Origin of the sequence: Aminobacter sp. BA135, from assembly GCF_050859125.1 — a bacterium.
Taxonomy (GTDB): Bacteria; Pseudomonadota; Alphaproteobacteria; order Rhizobiales; family Rhizobiaceae; genus Aminobacter; species Aminobacter ciceronei.
Genome location: NZ_CP139572.1, coordinates 4,627,679 through 4,642,325, shown reverse-complemented (window position 1 = coordinate 4,642,325; position 14,647 = coordinate 4,627,679). Strand labels below are relative to the sequence as shown.

The following is a 14,647-nucleotide window of genomic DNA, read 5'->3' as shown; positions in this document are numbered from 1 at the left end:
GGGGAGCGGGCATGGCCGAGAGGATCGTCAGTTTTGTCATGAGCGGCGGCGTCGGCTCGCGGCTCTGGCCGCTGTCGCGCGAGGACAACCCCAAGCAGTTCCATGACCTGTCGGGCGACGGCTCGATGCTGGTCAAGACGCTGAAGCGGCTTGCCGCGCGCGACGAAGGCGAAACGCCGATCTATCTGATCGCCTCCGAGCGCCATGCCGAACGGGTGCGGGCCGATCTTGCGGCGATCGATCTTGCCGGCGGCGGCGCGATCTTCGAGCCTGCGGGCCGCAACACGGCGGCGGCCGTGGCGGTCGCCGCTTTGCAGACGCTCAAGGCCTATGGCGACGGCATCGTGCTGGTGGTGCCCTCCGACCACGAAATCTCGACGCAGCGCCAGTTCTGGGAAACCGTCGAAAACGGGGTGCCGGCAGCCGTGGCCGGCCGGATGGTGGTGTTCGGTATCCGCCCGACCGCACCCGAGACGGGTTACGGCTACATCGAGGCCGGTGCCGAAGGCGGCGGCGTGTCCGACGTCACCCGCTTTGTCGAAAAGCCCGACCTCAAGACGGCCGAAGGTTATCTCGCCGCCGGTAACTTCTTCTGGAACGCCGGCATCTTCCTGTTCAAGGCCAGCGCCATGCGCGACGCTTTCCTGAAGCACCAGCCGGAGATCTGGCACAAGGCCGACGCTGCCTTTCAAGCCCAGACCAGCGACCTCTCCGGCGTCTACATGCCGCTGGACCTCTATCAGGCCATTCCGTCCAACTCGATCGACTATGCCATCATGGAGCGTGTCGACGGCATCGCCATGGTGCCGGCCAGCTTCCGCTGGAACGATCTCGGCTCGTGGCAGTCACTGCTCGACGTCAGCCCGTCCGACAAGGATGGCAATGTCATCGTCGGCGACGTCGTCGCCATCGATTGCGAGAACTCCTATCTGCGCGGCGAAGGCCGCCTGCTTTCGGCCATCGGCCTGAAGGACGTCGCCATCGTCTCGACCTCGGACGCGACCTTCGTCGCCCCGGTCAGCCACAGCCAGAACGTCAAGAAGATCGTCGAGCAGCTCGAAAAGAGCGGCCGGCTGGAGACGAAGTTCACGCCGGCGCATGGCCGTGTCATCGCCAACGGCGCCTGGCGTCGGCGGGTGCAGCACTGGCTGATGGATGAAACCTTGCCGCTTTGGTCGACTTCGGGCGTCGACGAGCAGTTCGGCGGCTTCTACGAGGCGCTCGGCTTCGATGCCAGGCCTCTGGCCAAGCCCAAGCGCATGCGCACCATGGCGCGCCAGGTCTATGCCTTTGCGGTCGCCAAGCAGCGCGGCTGGGACGGCCGGGCCGACCAGCTCATCGATCACGGTATCCGCTTCATGGCCGACAAGGGCCGGACCGAACGCGGCGGCTGGGTGCGGACGCTGAACCCTGACGGCAGCGTGCTCGACCCGGTCGAGGACGCCTACGACCATGCCTGCGTGCTGCTGGCGCTGGCCCATGCCCATCGTTCCGGCAACGCCGAGGCGCTGGCGCTCGCCACCGAAACATTCGCCTTCCTCGACAAGCATCTCGAGGACGAGCGCATGACCGGCTTCATGGAAAGCCCTGACGGCGAGGGCGTGCGCCGCTCCAACCCGCACATGCACCTACTGGAGGCGTTTCTCGCCTGGCACGCGGTGACCGGCGACCGCGCCTATCTCAGGCGCGCCGCGCGCATCATCGATCTGTTCCGCAGCCACTTCTTCGAGGTCGACAGCTGGACGCTGGGCGAGTTCTTCGACCGCGACTGGCATCCGGCACCTGGCGAAAAGGGCCAGTGGACCGAACCCGGGCATCATTTCGAATGGGCCTCGCTGCTTGTCGATTTTGCCGACAAGAGCGGCCAGAAGGATCTCGTCGCCTTCGGCCGCAAGCTCTATGCCTCGGCGGTCGCCAACGGCCTCAACCGTGCGACGGGGCTGGCCTATGGCGCGGTGTCGCGGCAGGGCCTGCCGCTCGACAGCATCTCGCGCAGCTGGCCGCAGACCGAAGCCATCAAGGCGGCTGTCGCGCTCGACGGCACCGGCGGCCCCGATCTCAAGCCCGAGATCGAAGCACGTGTCGGCCGCCTGTTCCGCTGGCACATCGACCCCGCACCGCAAGGCCTGTGGATCGACCAGATCGACGAGCGCGGCCGCTCATTGGCCAAGGAAGTGCCTGCCAGCATCTTCTACCATCTGGTGACGGCGCTGACGCAGTATCTCGACAAGACCGAGGACGTCGCGCACTGACTTCGAACCAACAAAAAAGCCGGCCAATTGGCCGGCTTTTTTGTCTCGATGCGGTCAGCTCAGTACGGGCTCGCGACGTCGCCTGTTTCGACATAGACCGTCTTGAGCTGCGAATAGTGCGACAGGGCGGCGAGCGAGTTCTCGCGGCCGATGCCCGACTGCTTGGCGCCGCCGAAGGGGATTTCGACCGGCGTCAGATTGTAGGCGTTGATCCAGCACGTCCCGGCCTTGAGTTCGCCGATGATGCGATGGCCGCGCGCAATGTCCTTGGTGAAGACGCCGGCGGCGAGGCCGAATTCGGTGTCGTTGGCGCGGGCGATGACCTCGTCCTCGCTGTCGAAGGACAGCACGCTCATGACCGGGCCGAAGATCTCTTCGCGGGCGATGCGCATGGTGTCGGTGACGCCGGTGAACACGGTCGGTTCGACGAAGAAGCCGCCTTCGAAGCCCTGCAGTGAGGGCACCCCACCACCACAACGCAACTCGGCACCTTCGCCTTTGCCGACGCCGATGTAATCGAGAACCTTGTCGTGCTGGGCCTTGCTGACCAGCGGGCCCATCTGCGTCTCGGGGTCGAGCGGGTCGCCGATGCGGATCGACTTGGTGCGCTCGACCAGCCGTTCGACGAAACGGTCGTGCAGGCCTTTCTGGACGAAGACGCGGGTGCCGTTGGAGCAGACCTGGCCGGTCGAGTAGAAATTGCCGAGCATCGCGCCGCCGACGGCGTTTTCGAGATCGGCGTCGTCGAAGACGATGATCGGCGACTTGCCGCCGAGCTCCATCGTCGCGTGTTTCATATGCGAGCCGGCGAGCGACAACACCTTCTTGCCCGTCGGCACCGAGCCGGTGAGCGAAATCTTGTCGACGACCGGATGCGCGGCGAGTGCCGCGCCGACATCGCCGTAACCCTGGACGACGTTGAACAAGCCATCGGGCAGGCCGGCCTCGGTGTAGATCTCGGCCAGCGCCAGCGCCGACAGCGGGGTGTTCTCTGAGGGCTTGAACACCATGGCATTGCCCATGGCGAGCGCGGGTGCCGACTTCCAGCCGGCGATCTGGATCGGGTAGTTCCAGGCGCCGATGCCGACGCAGACGCCGAGCGCCTCGCGCCTGGTGTAGGCGAAGGGGCCGCCGAGATCGACATAGTCGCCGTTGAAGGCAGCGACCGCACCGGCGAAATATTCGAGACAGTCGGCGGCGGAGGCGGCGTCGGCCACCAGCGTTTCCTGGATCGCCTTGCCGGTGTCGAGCGTCTCGATGCGCGACAGCTGCTCATTGCGGGCGCGCAGTATGTCGGCGGCACGGCGCAGGATGCGGCCGCGCTCGATGGGCTTCAGCCGTGCCCAGGCCGGCTGCGCCTCGCGCGCGGCCTCGATCGCCAGCTCGACGATGTTGGGTGTTGCCGACCGCAGCTCGGCAATGGTCTCGCCGGTTGCCGGATAGATGACCGGGATCGATGCTCCACGCTCGTCGTCGATGTAGCGGCCGTTGACATAATGCGAGGCTTTGGGCTGGGCGCGCATGCGTTTGCTCCAGTTGTCTATTCGATGGTCCGGCGGGTGGGCCGGATGATGCTTTATCTGTCGGAGACCTGCCAGCGCGGATTGATCCACGGCTCCTGGTTCGACGGGGCGAGCGGTGTCCGCCCCAATATGTGGTCGGACGCCTTTTCGCCAGTCATGATCGACGGGCTGTTGAGGTTGCCATTGGTGACGCGCGGGAAGATCGAGGAGTCGGCAACGCGCAGGCTGTCCACGCCGATCACCCGGCACTCGGGATCGACGACGCTGGTCGGGTCGTCAGCCCGGCCCATGCGGCAGGTGCCACAAGGGTGGTAGGCGCTTTCCGAATGCTCGCGGATGAAGGCGTCGAGTTGCTCGTCCGACTGCACATGGCTGCCGGGCGATATCTCCTTGCCGCGGAACGGGTCGAAGGCGGCCTGGCCGAAGATCTCGCGGGTGAGGCGGATGCAGTGGCGGAAGTCTTCCCAGTCGTCGGGATGCGACATGTAGTTGAAGCGGATCTCCGGCTTGTCCCACGGGTCGTTTGAGCGAAGCGTGATCGCGCCGCGCGACTTCGACCGCATCGGCCCGACATGGGCCTGGAAGCCATGCGACTTGGCCGCCGCCTTGCCGTCATAACGTACGGCCGCCGGCAGGAAGTGGAACTGGATGTCTGGGTAGTCGACGCCTGATTTCGAGCGCACGAAGGCTGCGGCTTCGAAATGGTTGGTGGCGCCGAGGCCGGTCTTGAACAGCAGCCACTCCGCGCCGATCAGCGCCTTGGAGAACGGGTTGAAGACCGAGTGCAGGGTAATCGGCTGGGTCGCCTCCTGCTGGATATAGAGCTCCATGTGGTCCTGGAGATTCTGCCCGACGCCGCGCCTGTCGGCGACAACTGCTATGCCGTGCTTCTTGAGATGCTCGGCCGGTCCGATGCCCGACAGCATCAGCAGTTTCGGCGAGTTGATGGAGGAGGCGGCGACGATCACCTCACGTCGTGCCTTAACGACCTGAATCTTCCTGCGAGTCTCGATCTCGACGCCGGTGGCACGTTGGTTCTCGATCACCACGCGCCGGGCGAAGCCATTGACGACACGGACATTTCCGCGTTTCAGCGCCGGCCTGAGATAGGCATTGGCGACAGACCAGCGGCGCCCGCCATGTATGGTCTGCTCCATCGCGCCAAAGCCTTCCTGCTTGGCGCCATTATAGTCTTCGGTCAGCTCGAAACCGGCCTGGCGGCCGGCCTCGACGAAGGCCTGGTAGAGCGGGTTCTTGCGCGGCCCGCGCTGCACGTTGAGCGGACCCGATGTACCGCGCCAGCCTTCCTCGCCGCCATTCGAATGCTCCATGCGCTTGAAGTAGGGCAGCACGTCGGCATAGCCCCAGCCGGCAGCACCCTGTTCTGCCCAGTGGTCGAAGTCGTGGGCATGGCCGCGGACATAGACCATGCCGTTGATCGAGGACGAGCCGCCGAGGACCTTTCCGCGTGGGGTGGCGAGAACGCGGCCGCCGAGATGCGGCTCCGGCTCGCTGGCAAAGCCCCAGTCGTAGCGGCTCATATTGAGCGGGATCGACAGTGCCGACGGCATCTGGATCAGCGGGCCGAAATCGGTGCCGCCATATTCGATGACGATCACCGAGTTTTTGCCGTCCTCCGACAGGCGATAGGCCATTGCCGAGCCGGCCGAGCCGGAGCCGACGATTACGTAATCTGCTTCAAGCATTGTTCACATGAACCAAAAAATCGGCGAGCGAGACGTTGCCGCCGGTTGCGACGACGAGCACGGTCTTGCCGGCCACGTCGACCTTTCCTCCCAGAAGTGCCGCCAGCGACGAGGCGCCCGACGGCTCGAGCACGAGTTTCAGCCGCTCGAAGGCCGTGGTCATCGCGCGGCGGACGGAGGCATCGTCGACGGTCAGCGCGCGAACATTGGTGGTCGTGATGGCGGCAAAGGGCGCTTCGCCCGGCCGGCGCGCCATCAGGCCGTCGCAGATCGATTTCTCCGCCAGCGGCACGGCGGAAAGTGCGCCATTGGCGAGCGATGCGCCCAGCCCGTTGAAGCCTTCGGGCTCCACGGCGAACACTTCGGTCGACGGCGAAAGGTGATGGAAGGCCAGAGCCACGCCGCCGATCAGCCCGCCGCCGCCGACGGGGCAGAGCACGATGTCGGCGACCACACCCTTTGCTGCCAGTTGGTCGAGCGCTTCGAGGCCGGCGCCGGCCTGGCCGGCGACGATCTCGGGATCGTCGAACGGATGGAGCAGGACGAGCCCTTCGGTCTCGGAGATTTCGCGTGCCCTGGCGGCAGCGACCTCTTCGCGGGCGCGGTCGCCATGGTCGGTCAGGACCACGCGTGCGCCATAGGCCTTGGTCGCCTCGCGTTTGGCGGCGGGAGCGTCGATGGGCATGACGATGGTGACGGGAATGCCGAGCGACTGGCCGGCCGCGGCAAGGCCCTGGGCGAAATTGCCGGAGGAGAAGGCGACAACGCCGCGTCTGGCTTCTTCAGGTGAAAGCTGCTTCAGCCGCCAATAGGCGCCGCGCGCCTTGAACGATCCGGACCATTGCAGCGACTCCGCCTTGACGAAGACACGCGCAGCACCAGTCTCACGGGCAAGGACGGCAGATTCGAGCAGCGGCGTCAGCTGCGTCGCCTGCGATGTCTCGGCATAGGCTTCTCGCAACCGGTCGAGACCTGGAACTTCGGTGCTCATCATTCACCCCTCGGGAAACGCTTGCTCTCTTCGAGCACGTTGAGGTCCATGTGATTGCGCATGTAGCGCTCCGACGCTTTCTGCAGCGGCTGGAAATCCCATGGGTAGTAGGCGCCGTTGCGCAGCGCGGGATAGATCACCCAGCGCCGCGCCTGGCTCTCGCGCACGGCGGCGTCGAAGCCCGCCATGTCCCAGCGGGCTCGGACTTTTGCCATGAAGTCGGTGACCAGATCGGCATAAGCGGGGTCAACTGCGAGGTTGCGCAGTTCGCTGGCGTCCGATTCCAGATCAAACAGCTGCGGCGGGTCGATCTCGCAGTGGACGAACTTGAAGCGGCCGTCGCGGATGGCGACCAGCGGCGCATAGGAGCCTTCGGCGGCGTATTCCATGAGCACCGGCGCGCTGCGCTGCTCGCCGCGCGCCAATGGCAGCAAAGACTGCCCGTCGGTCCAGGGCGCGATAGCGGAGAGGTCGATGCCGGCGAGGTCGCACAGCGTCGGCAGCACGTCGAGGTTGGAGGTCGGTGCGGCGATAAGGCCCGCCGGCAGGCCCTTGCCCGCGACCATCAGGGGGACACGCGCCGAGCCTTCGTAGAAGCACATCTTGAACCACAGGCCGCGCTCGCCCAGCATGTCGCCGTGGTCGGAGCAGAACAGGATGACGGTGTCGTCGACCATGCGCGTGCGCTCGAGCACCGACAGCAGCTCGCCGACCTTGTCGTCGAGATAGGAGATGTTGGCGAAATAGCCGCGACGCGAGCGGCGCACCTGCTCCGGCGTGATGTCGAAGCTTGCATAGTCGCTGGCGAGGTAGAGGCGCTGCGAATGCGGGTCCTGCTGGTCCTCGGGGATGAAGCCGACCTCGGGGTCGAGGGCGGGGCAGTCCTCATAGAGGTCCCAATACCGGCGGCGCGCGACATAGGGGTCGTGTGGATGGGTGAAGGAGACGGTGAGGCACCAGGGACGGCGCTCGGCCTGATCGGAGACGCGGGCGAAATCGTAAAGCTTCTGGGCAGCCAGGAAAGCGACCTCGTCGTCATACTCCATCTGGTTGGAAATTTCGGCAGTGCCCGCGCCGGTGACCGAGCCGAGATTGTGGTACCACCAGTCGATGCGTTCGCCCGGCTTGCGATAGTCCGGCGTCCAGCCGAAATCGGCCGGATAGATGTCGGTTGTCAGCCGCTCCTCGAAACCGTGCATCTGGTCCGGGCCGACGAAATGCATCTTGCCCGACAGCACGGTGTGGTAGCCGGCACCGCGCAGGTGATGCGCAAAGGTCGGGACCGACGAGGTGAATTCGGCGGCGTTGTCATAGACGCCGGTGCGCGATGGCAACTGCCCCGACATGAAGGCGGCGCGGCCCGGCGCGCAGAGCGGTGAGGCGGTGTAGTTGTTGCGGAAACGTGCCGAGCGCGCAGCGAGCGCCTTGAGGTGCGGGGTGTGCAGGAAGTCGGCTGGACCGTCGGGGAAGAACGTCCCGGCCAACTGGTCGACCATGACGATGAGGATGTTGGGCTGCCTGGTCTTCATGCCTTGCCCGCCTGCGAGAGCTTGGTTTCGAGGTAGTCCTCGACCAGTGCTATGGCCGAGGCGGCATTGGGAATTCCCTCCCGCAACGCCCGGCGAATGTAGAGACCGTCGATCAGCGCCGCTGTCGCCTCGGCGACGCGCTCGGCCTCATGGCGTTGCAGGAGCCGGGTCAGGCCGCTCATCAGATTCGAATGCAGGCGATGGGCGTAGACACGCAGCAGCCGGCGCAGCGCCGGCGATTTCTGCGCCTCGACATAGAAGGCAAGCCAGGCGGCGATCGTCTCCGACCGGAACTGCTTGTCGGAGAAGTTAACCGCGATGACGGCAGAGACACGGGCGCGCGCCGTCTCAGCCTGTCGAAGTGCGACGGTCGTGTCGATCAGCAGTTCGGACAGAAGGTGCCGCATGGTCGCGGCAAGCAGTTCGTCCTTGGCGCCGAAATAGTGATGGGCAAGCGCGGAGGAGACGCCGGCGCGTCCGGCGATCTCCGACATGGTCACGTCCAGGTTGCCGCGCTCGCCGATCGCCGAGATCGTCGCGTCGATCAGCGCCTTGCGGCGCAGCGGCTCCATTCCGACTTTGGGCATGCGGGATCCTCCAGTGGCCAAAGTATTTTTAATTGACTCGTCAATCAATAAAAATCACGGCGCATGTCGTCTCGAATGCGTCATGGAACCCCCATCTGGACCATTGAATGTTGTCGAAAACTGTTCATATTTGAACGGAATTGAAGGGCGTTGGAATCGCCCGCCAAATGGCGCAACATACCAATGACGATGGAGACGAAGATGACCGCATGCATCGTGGGCTGGGCGCATTCGCGTTTCGGCAAGCTGGAAGGCGAGACGCTGGAAAGCCTGATCACGCAGGTTGCCACCGAGGCGCTGGCGCATGCGGGCGTCGGGCCGGAAGATGTCGACGAGATCGTGCTCGGCCATTTCAATGCCGGCTTCTCCGCCCAGGATTTCACCGCGAGCCTTGTGCTGCAGGCCGACGATCGCCTGCGTTTCAAGCCGGCGACGCGTGTCGAAAATGCCTGCGCCACCGGCTCTGCCGCCGTGCGCCAGGGCATCCGTGCCGTCAATGCCGGCCAGCGCATCGTGCTGGTGGTCGGCGCCGAACAGATGACCACCACGCCTGGACCGGAGATCGGCAAGAACCTTTTGCGCGCCTCCTATCTGCCCGAGGATGGCGACACCCCGGCAGGCTTTGCCGGCGTCTTCGGCAAGATCGCCCAGGCCTATTTCCAGCGGTATGGCGACCAGTCCGATGCGCTGGCGATGATCGCTGCCAAGAACCACAAGAACGGCGTCGAAAACCCGTACGCCCAGATGCGCAAGGATTTCGGCTTCGACTTCTGCCGCCAGGAGAGTGAGAAGAACCCTTTTGTCGCCGGCCCGCTGAAGCGCACCGACTGCTCTCTCGTCTCCGACGGTGCGGCAGCCCTGGTGCTGACCGATGCGACCACGGCGCTGAAGATGAAGCGTGCGATTGCGTTCCGCGCCAACGAGCATGTGCAGGACTTCCTGCCGATGTCGAAGCGCGACATCCTGCAGTTCGAAGGTTGCGAACTGGCCTGGAACCAGGCGTTGAAGGCGGCGGGCGTTTCGCTCGACGACCTGTCCTTCGTCGAGACGCATGACTGCTTCACCATCGCCGAGCTGATCGAATATGAGGCCATGGGGCTTGCGCCGCGCGGCGAGGGTGCCCGCGTCGTCATGGAGGGCATCACCGCCAGGGACGGACGCCTGCCGGTCAATCCCTCGGGTGGTCTCAAGGCCAAGGGGCATCCGATCGGTGCGACCGGCGTGTCGATGCATGTCTTGACCGCGATGCAGCTTGCCGGCGAAGCCGGCGGCATCCAGGTCAAGGATGCCAGGCTGGGTGGCATCTTCAACATGGGCGGTGCCGCGGTCGCCAACTACGTGTCGATCCTGGACCGCATCAGATGAGGCATTCGGCCGTCGTCATCGGCGGTGCGTCGGGCATCGGCCTTGCCGTGGCCGAGCGCCTGGTATCAGATGGATGGCCGGTGGCAATGATCGATGGCGATGCGGCAGCCCTTGCCGCTGCCGCAGACGCAATCGACAATGACGATGTCCTCTTCATCGAGGCCGACCCGACAGACGAGGACAATGTCGCCGAAGCGTTCGACCAGGTGGTCGACAGCCTTGGTCTCATTGGCGGACTGGTGGCGGTGGCCGGCTTCGACCGGCATGCAAGTGCCGAAGACACCAGCGCCGAAATGTTGCGCGAAGCGCTCGACGTCAATCTGGTCGGGCCGTTCATCGCTGCCCATGCCGCACTCGAGCGGATGGGAGCGTCCTTGTCCATCGTCAATGTCGGCTCGGTCGCCGGCCTGCGCGCGCATCGCGGCAGGCTCGCGGTTGCTGCCTCACAGGCCGGGCTGAAGCTGATGGCCGAGGTGCTGGCGCTGGAGGTCGGCAGTCGCGGCGTTCGCGTCAATGCCGTTGCCGCCGGGCCGACCGAAATCGAGGCAGACGGCAATGGCAGCGGGATCGCGCCGCGGCTGATGCCGCAGGGCCGTTATGCCGAGCCCGAGGAGATCGCCGCCGCCGTTGCCTTTCTGCTGTCGCCGGAAGCAAGTTATGTCAACGGTCATACACTTGCGGTGGATGGCGGTTTCCTCGCCGCCGCGCTATCGGGTGACAAGGCATGATGCTGCACCGCCAGTCGGGCACGCGCATGCCCGGCAAAAAAACATCCGCTAGCGCATGAAGGCTCGTTGAAAATGGCAAATCCGGTTCTTGTCGAGGTGCTGCGCGGCGACCTCGTAGAAAGCGTGCATCGTGGTGCGGTGGTCGTCGTCGACGGCGACGGCAAGCAGGTCTGGGCCATGGGCGACGCGCAGCAACAGGTCTTCCCGCGCTCGGCGGTCAAGGCGATCCAGGCGCTGCCCTTCGTCGAAAGCGGCACGGCCGATGCATATGGCTTCGGCGATCGTGAACTGGCGCTGGCCTGTTCCTCGCATTCCGGCGAAGTCGCCCATGCCGAGCTTGCCAATGCCATGCTCGCCAGGGCCGGCCTCGATGTCGATGCGCTCGAATGCGGCGCGCACTGGCCTTCAAACCATGCCGCGACGATTGCGCTGGCCCGCAGCGGCGCCTCGCCGAGCGCGCTGCACAACAATTGCTCGGGCAAGCATTCCGCCTTCGTCTGCACCTGCCGCCACCTCGGCATCGCGCATCAGGGTTATGTCAGGCCCGAGCATCGTTTCCAGGAGATGGTGCGCGAGACGATGGAAGCGGTCACAGGGGCCCGGCACGACGAGGCCAATCGCGGAATTGACGGCTGTTCGATCCCGACCTTTGCCGTGCCGCTGCAAAACCTTGCCTTGGGGTTCGCGCGCATGGTCACCGGCAATGGGCTCGGCACCGAGCGGGCAGGGGCTGCACGCCGGCTGATGTCGGCCTGCATGAGCGAACCTTTTCTGGTCGCTGGAACCGACAGGGCCGATACGGAGTTGATGCAGACTGCACCCGGACGGATCTTCGTCAAGGTTGGCGCCGAAGGCGTGTTTTGCGCGGCCGTGCCCGAACTCGGGCTCGGCATTGCGTTGAAATGCGACGACGGCGCCGGCAGGGCGGCCGAGGTCATGATCGCGGCGGTCCTGGCCAGGCTTCTGGCCGCTGACGAAGCGCTGTCCGGCAGCATGAAAAAGGCTGCCAATCCTGTGCTCAAGAACTGGAACGGCATTCAAGTTGCGTCGCTTCGGCCCAGCGCTGCATTCGGCTGAGGACGCAATGGGCGGGTCAGCGTGGCTGGCTTGTTATCCATGCAGCGAACACCTAGGTTCGGTTGATGAGTAGAGCTTTTACCCGCGAAGACGATAGCGAAAACGTAATCGCCGACATTGGCGAACGGCCGGTCAGCGCGTCGCGAAACCTGGTCACCGAGCAAGGCCTCGCCCATATCGAAGCCCAGCTCGCCAGCCTGCGTGAGGATCTGGCCAAGGCCGAGGCCGATGCCGATCGCGAGCGCATTGCGACGGTGTCGCGCGACCTGCGCTATTGGCAGTCGCGCCGCGAGACGGCAGAGGTTTCCATTCCCGAACCTGACAGCACGGTCGTTCGCTTCGGCATGAAGGTTGTCATCGAGGACGACAAGGGCAAGCGCAACGTCTGGCAGATCGTCGGCGAAGACGAGGCCGACGCCGCCAAGGGCCGCATCTCGCATGCCTCGCCGATGGCGGTCGCGCTGTTCGGCAAATCGGTCGGCGACCTCGCCTCGGTCAACGGCCATGAATGGGAAATCGTCGAACTGGGCAGCTAGCTTTCGACAGGAACCGTGTGGTCGCGGAAGAATGCGGTGGCGCCGGCTTCATCGATTTCGCCGGCCGCGACCATGAGCACGAACTGGATAACGTCCTGTTGCGATGCCTCGACGCTCAAGCCATTGAAAAACAGAAACAAGTCCGCTGCGGCAAATGCCGTGCGCTTGTTGCCGTCGACAAAGGGATGGTTCTTGGCGATGCCGAACAGATAGGCCGCTGCCAGTTCGCATCGGTCCGGTGTGCCGTAAGCGACCTTTTGCAGCGGGCGCGCCGGCGCCGACTCCAGCATGTCCTCTGATCGAACGCCCGGTGCGCCACCGTGCAGGCGCAGCTGTTCGGCATGCAGCGCCTCGACGAATTGACGCGAGTGGAACTCGGTCATTTCGCCAGTGCGCGATAGGCAACCTCGTACTTCTTCATCCGTTCGCGCGCGATCTTCATCTTGCGCTCGAATTCCTCTGGGTCGTCCTGTGCCGGGCTGAGGCGCAATTCGTTGCCGTCTTCGGTGAGAACCAGCGTGTCGCCAGCCCTCAGATTGTGCCGCTCCAGCACCTCCTTCGGCAGGATCACGCCTTCCGAGTTTCCGATCTTGCGCACTGTCACATTCATGGCCAAGTCTCCATGTTATAACTTATGTATAACATGCCGACTCGCCGGAACCAAGCCCCGGCCGGAACCAAGCCCCGGCCGGAACCAAGCCATTGTCGCTTGCGTAGACCGCCACTATACCTTGCAGGTGGCCGCAGCTGCGGTCGGAAAATAGCATTGCCGGAGACAACGCCCATGGCGCAGGACGACAGCATTTTCATTGGTGCCAGCCGCAAGCCGGACGATAGCTATCAACGACCCGAAGAATTGCTGTTGAAATACGGCAATCGCCACGGCCTGGTTACAGGCGCGACCGGCACCGGCAAGACGGTGACGCTGCAGATACTGGCCGAGGGCTTCTCCAATGCCGGCGTTCCGGTGTTCTGCGCCGACATCAAGGGTGACCTGTCGGGCATCTCGATGATCGGCGAGGCCAAGGATTTTCTCACTGCCCGCGCCGAGGCGATCAAGCTCGACCCATATGAGTTCCAGGAATTCCCTGTCATTTTCTGGGACCTGTTCGGCGAACAGGGGCATCCCATCCGCGCGACCATTTCCGAAATGGGCCCGCTGCTTCTGTCGCGGCTGATGAACCTGACGGAGGCGCAGGAAGGCGTGCTCAACATCGCTTTCCGCATTGCCGACGAGGAAGGCCTGCTGCTGCTCGACATGAAGGACTTGCAGTCGCTCTTGGCCAACATCGCCGATCGCGCCGACGAAATCGGTACCCGCTACGGCAATATCACCAAGCCTTCGGTCGGCGCGATCCAGCGGTCGCTGCTGGTGCTCGAGCAGCAGGGCGGCAACCACTTCTTCGGTGAGCCGGCGCTGAAGATCGCCGACATCATGCGCACCACGCGCGACGGCCGCGGCGCGATCAACGTGCTGGCCGCCGACAAGCTGATGATGAACCCCAGGCTTTATGCCACCTTCCTGCTCTGGCTGCTGTCGGAGCTGTTCGAGGTGCTGCCCGAGGTCGGCGATCCCGACAAGCCGAAGCTGGTGTTCTTCTTCGACGAAGCCCACCTTCTGTTCGACGAGGCACCCAAGATTGTCGTCGACCGGGTCGAGCAGGTCGTGCGCCTGATCCGCTCCAAGGGCGTCGGCGTCTATTTCGTCACCCAGAACCCGCTCGACGTCCCCGAAGCCGTGCTCGCCCAACTCGGCAACCGTGTCCAGCATGCGCTGCGCGCCTACACGCCGCGCGAGCAGAAGGCGGTGAAGACCGCTGCCGATACCTTCCGTCCGAACCCCGACTTCAACTGCGCCACCGCCATCACCCAGCTCGGCACCGGCGAGGCGTTGGTCTCGACGCTCGAGGCCAAGGGTGTGCCGTCCATGGTGCAGCGGACGCTGATCCGGCCGCCGGCATCGCGGCTCGGGCCGATCACGCCGCAGGAGCGCCAGAAGCTGATCAACGAAAGCCCTGTTGCCGGACAGTACGACCAGACGGTCGACCGCGAATCGGCCTTCGAGATGCTGCAGAAGAAGGCGCTCGAGGCGCAAAAGGCCCAGGAGCAGGCGCAGCAGCAGGCGAATACCGGCGGCGGCAGCGGCTGGACCATTCCGGGCTTTGGCAATGATGCGCCGGCGCCCGGTGGCCGCAACACCGGCAATGCGCCCAGGCCGCGAACCTCGAACCGGCAGACGGTGACGGAAGCTGCGCTGAAGTCGGTCGTGCGCTCCGTCGGCTCGTCGGTCGGCCGTGCGCTGGTGCGCGGCATTCTGGGCAGCCTGAAGAAGGGCTTTTGAAACACCATGAGG

Annotated in this window: 13 protein-coding genes; 6 read left to right on the top strand and 7 right to left on the bottom strand. The window is 64.8% G+C overall.

Annotated elements, in window-relative coordinates:
- Positions 1-11 precede the first annotated feature (11 nt).
- Positions 12-2,252, top strand: a complete 2,241-nt coding sequence (locus SLT36_RS22655) for a mannose-1-phosphate guanylyltransferase/mannose-6-phosphate isomerase (protein WP_432284536.1) — start codon at positions 12-14, stop codon at positions 2,250-2,252.
- A gap of 59 nt (positions 2,253-2,311) precedes the next feature.
- On the opposite strand, the gene betB is transcribed toward SLT36_RS22655, so the two are convergent.
- From betB to betI, 5 genes are read right to left on the bottom strand one after another with little or no spacing between them, the layout of a single operon-like run.
- Entirely contained in the window at positions 2,312-3,775 is a 1,464-nt protein-coding gene (gene betB / locus SLT36_RS22650; protein WP_432284535.1) for a betaine-aldehyde dehydrogenase, read from the bottom strand.
- A 53-nt stretch (positions 3,776-3,828) separates the two neighbouring features.
- Entirely contained in the window at positions 3,829-5,481 is a 1,653-nt protein-coding gene (gene betA, locus SLT36_RS22645; RefSeq protein ID WP_432284534.1) for a choline dehydrogenase, read from the bottom strand.
- The gene (locus SLT36_RS22640) at positions 5,474-6,472 is read right to left on the bottom strand and encodes a threonine/serine dehydratase (RefSeq protein ID WP_371818657.1); all 999 of its coding nucleotides are present in this window, start codon (positions 6,470-6,472) and stop codon (positions 5,474-5,476) included. Before SLT36_RS22640 ends, betA begins: the two co-directional genes overlap by 8 nt.
- The gene (gene betC / locus SLT36_RS22635) at positions 6,472-8,001 is read right to left on the bottom strand and encodes a choline-sulfatase (protein ID WP_432284533.1); all 1,530 of its coding nucleotides are present in this window, start codon (positions 7,999-8,001) and stop codon (positions 6,472-6,474) included. The genes SLT36_RS22640 and betC overlap by 1 nt, the downstream gene beginning before the upstream one ends.
- On the bottom strand, positions 7,998-8,588 hold the full coding sequence (betI, locus tag SLT36_RS22630; protein WP_432284532.1) for a transcriptional regulator BetI: 591 nt from the start codon (positions 8,586-8,588) through the stop codon (positions 7,998-8,000). Before betI ends, betC begins: the two co-directional genes overlap by 4 nt.
- Positions 8,589-8,789: 201 nt before the next feature.
- On the opposite strand from betI, the gene SLT36_RS22625 reads away from it, so the two are divergent.
- The 4 genes from SLT36_RS22625 (at position 8,790) to SLT36_RS22610 (ending at position 12,294) form a co-directional block, all read left to right on the top strand.
- Positions 8,790-9,953: an acetyl-CoA acetyltransferase gene (locus SLT36_RS22625; RefSeq protein ID WP_154384976.1), complete on the top strand. Its 1,164-nt coding sequence runs from the start codon at positions 8,790-8,792 to the stop codon at positions 9,951-9,953.
- Positions 9,950-10,681 carry an SDR family NAD(P)-dependent oxidoreductase gene (locus SLT36_RS22620; protein ID WP_432284531.1) on the top strand — a complete coding sequence of 244 codons (732 nt, stop codon included), beginning with the start codon at positions 9,950-9,952 and terminating at the stop codon, positions 10,679-10,681. The genes SLT36_RS22625 and SLT36_RS22620 overlap by 4 nt, the downstream gene beginning before the upstream one ends.
- A 72-nt stretch (positions 10,682-10,753) precedes the next feature.
- Positions 10,754-11,758 carry an asparaginase gene (locus tag SLT36_RS22615; protein ID WP_432284530.1) on the top strand — a complete coding sequence of 335 codons (1,005 nt, stop codon included), beginning with the start codon at positions 10,754-10,756 and terminating at the stop codon, positions 11,756-11,758.
- A gap of 65 nt (positions 11,759-11,823) precedes the next feature.
- Positions 11,824-12,294, top strand: coding sequence for a GreA/GreB family elongation factor (locus SLT36_RS22610; protein WP_432284529.1), 471 nt, complete (start codon positions 11,824-11,826; stop codon positions 12,292-12,294).
- Here SLT36_RS22610 and SLT36_RS22605 read toward each other — a convergent pair.
- Both SLT36_RS22605 and SLT36_RS22600 read right to left on the bottom strand, forming a co-directional pair.
- Positions 12,291-12,677 carry a type II toxin-antitoxin system death-on-curing family toxin gene (locus SLT36_RS22605; protein ID WP_432284528.1) on the bottom strand — a complete coding sequence of 129 codons (387 nt, stop codon included), beginning with the start codon at positions 12,675-12,677 and terminating at the stop codon, positions 12,291-12,293. The genes SLT36_RS22610 and SLT36_RS22605 overlap by 4 nt on opposite strands.
- Complete coding sequence (locus SLT36_RS22600; RefSeq protein ID WP_067964384.1) at positions 12,674-12,904, bottom strand: AbrB/MazE/SpoVT family DNA-binding domain-containing protein; 231 nt, start codon at positions 12,902-12,904, stop codon at positions 12,674-12,676. The genes SLT36_RS22605 and SLT36_RS22600 overlap by 4 nt, the downstream gene beginning before the upstream one ends.
- A gap of 174 nt (positions 12,905-13,078) precedes the next feature.
- On the opposite strand from SLT36_RS22600, the gene SLT36_RS22595 reads away from it, so the two are divergent.
- On the top strand, positions 13,079-14,635 hold the full coding sequence (locus tag SLT36_RS22595) for a helicase HerA-like C-terminal domain-containing protein (protein WP_432284527.1): 1,557 nt from the start codon (positions 13,079-13,081) through the stop codon (positions 14,633-14,635).
- The last annotated feature ends 12 nt before the right edge of the window (positions 14,636-14,647 follow it).

Coding starts and splice junctions, on each gene's coding strand:
- SLT36_RS22655 (WP_432284536.1), top strand. CDS start 12: ATGGCCGAGAGGATCGTCAGTTTTGTCATGAGCGGCGGCGTCGGCTCG.
- betB (WP_432284535.1), bottom strand. CDS start 3,775: ATGCGCGCCCAGCCCAAAGCCTCGCATTATGTCAACGGCCGCTACATC.
- betA (WP_432284534.1), bottom strand. CDS start 5,481: ATGCTTGAAGCAGATTACGTAATCGTCGGCTCCGGCTCGGCCGGCTCG.
- SLT36_RS22640 (WP_371818657.1), bottom strand. CDS start 6,472: ATGAGCACCGAAGTTCCAGGTCTCGACCGGTTGCGAGAAGCCTATGCC.
- betC (WP_432284533.1), bottom strand. CDS start 8,001: ATGAAGACCAGGCAGCCCAACATCCTCATCGTCATGGTCGACCAGTTG.
- betI (WP_432284532.1), bottom strand. CDS start 8,588: ATGCCCAAAGTCGGAATGGAGCCGCTGCGCCGCAAGGCGCTGATCGAC.
- SLT36_RS22625 (WP_154384976.1), top strand. CDS start 8,790: ATGACCGCATGCATCGTGGGCTGGGCGCATTCGCGTTTCGGCAAGCTG.
- SLT36_RS22620 (WP_432284531.1), top strand. CDS start 9,950: ATGAGGCATTCGGCCGTCGTCATCGGCGGTGCGTCGGGCATCGGCCTT.
- SLT36_RS22615 (WP_432284530.1), top strand. CDS start 10,754: ATGGCAAATCCGGTTCTTGTCGAGGTGCTGCGCGGCGACCTCGTAGAA.
- SLT36_RS22610 (WP_432284529.1), top strand. CDS start 11,824: ATGAGTAGAGCTTTTACCCGCGAAGACGATAGCGAAAACGTAATCGCC.
- SLT36_RS22605 (WP_432284528.1), bottom strand. CDS start 12,677: ATGACCGAGTTCCACTCGCGTCAATTCGTCGAGGCGCTGCATGCCGAA.
- SLT36_RS22600 (WP_067964384.1), bottom strand. CDS start 12,904: ATGAATGTGACAGTGCGCAAGATCGGAAACTCGGAAGGCGTGATCCTG.
- SLT36_RS22595 (WP_432284527.1), top strand. CDS start 13,079: ATGGCGCAGGACGACAGCATTTTCATTGGTGCCAGCCGCAAGCCGGAC.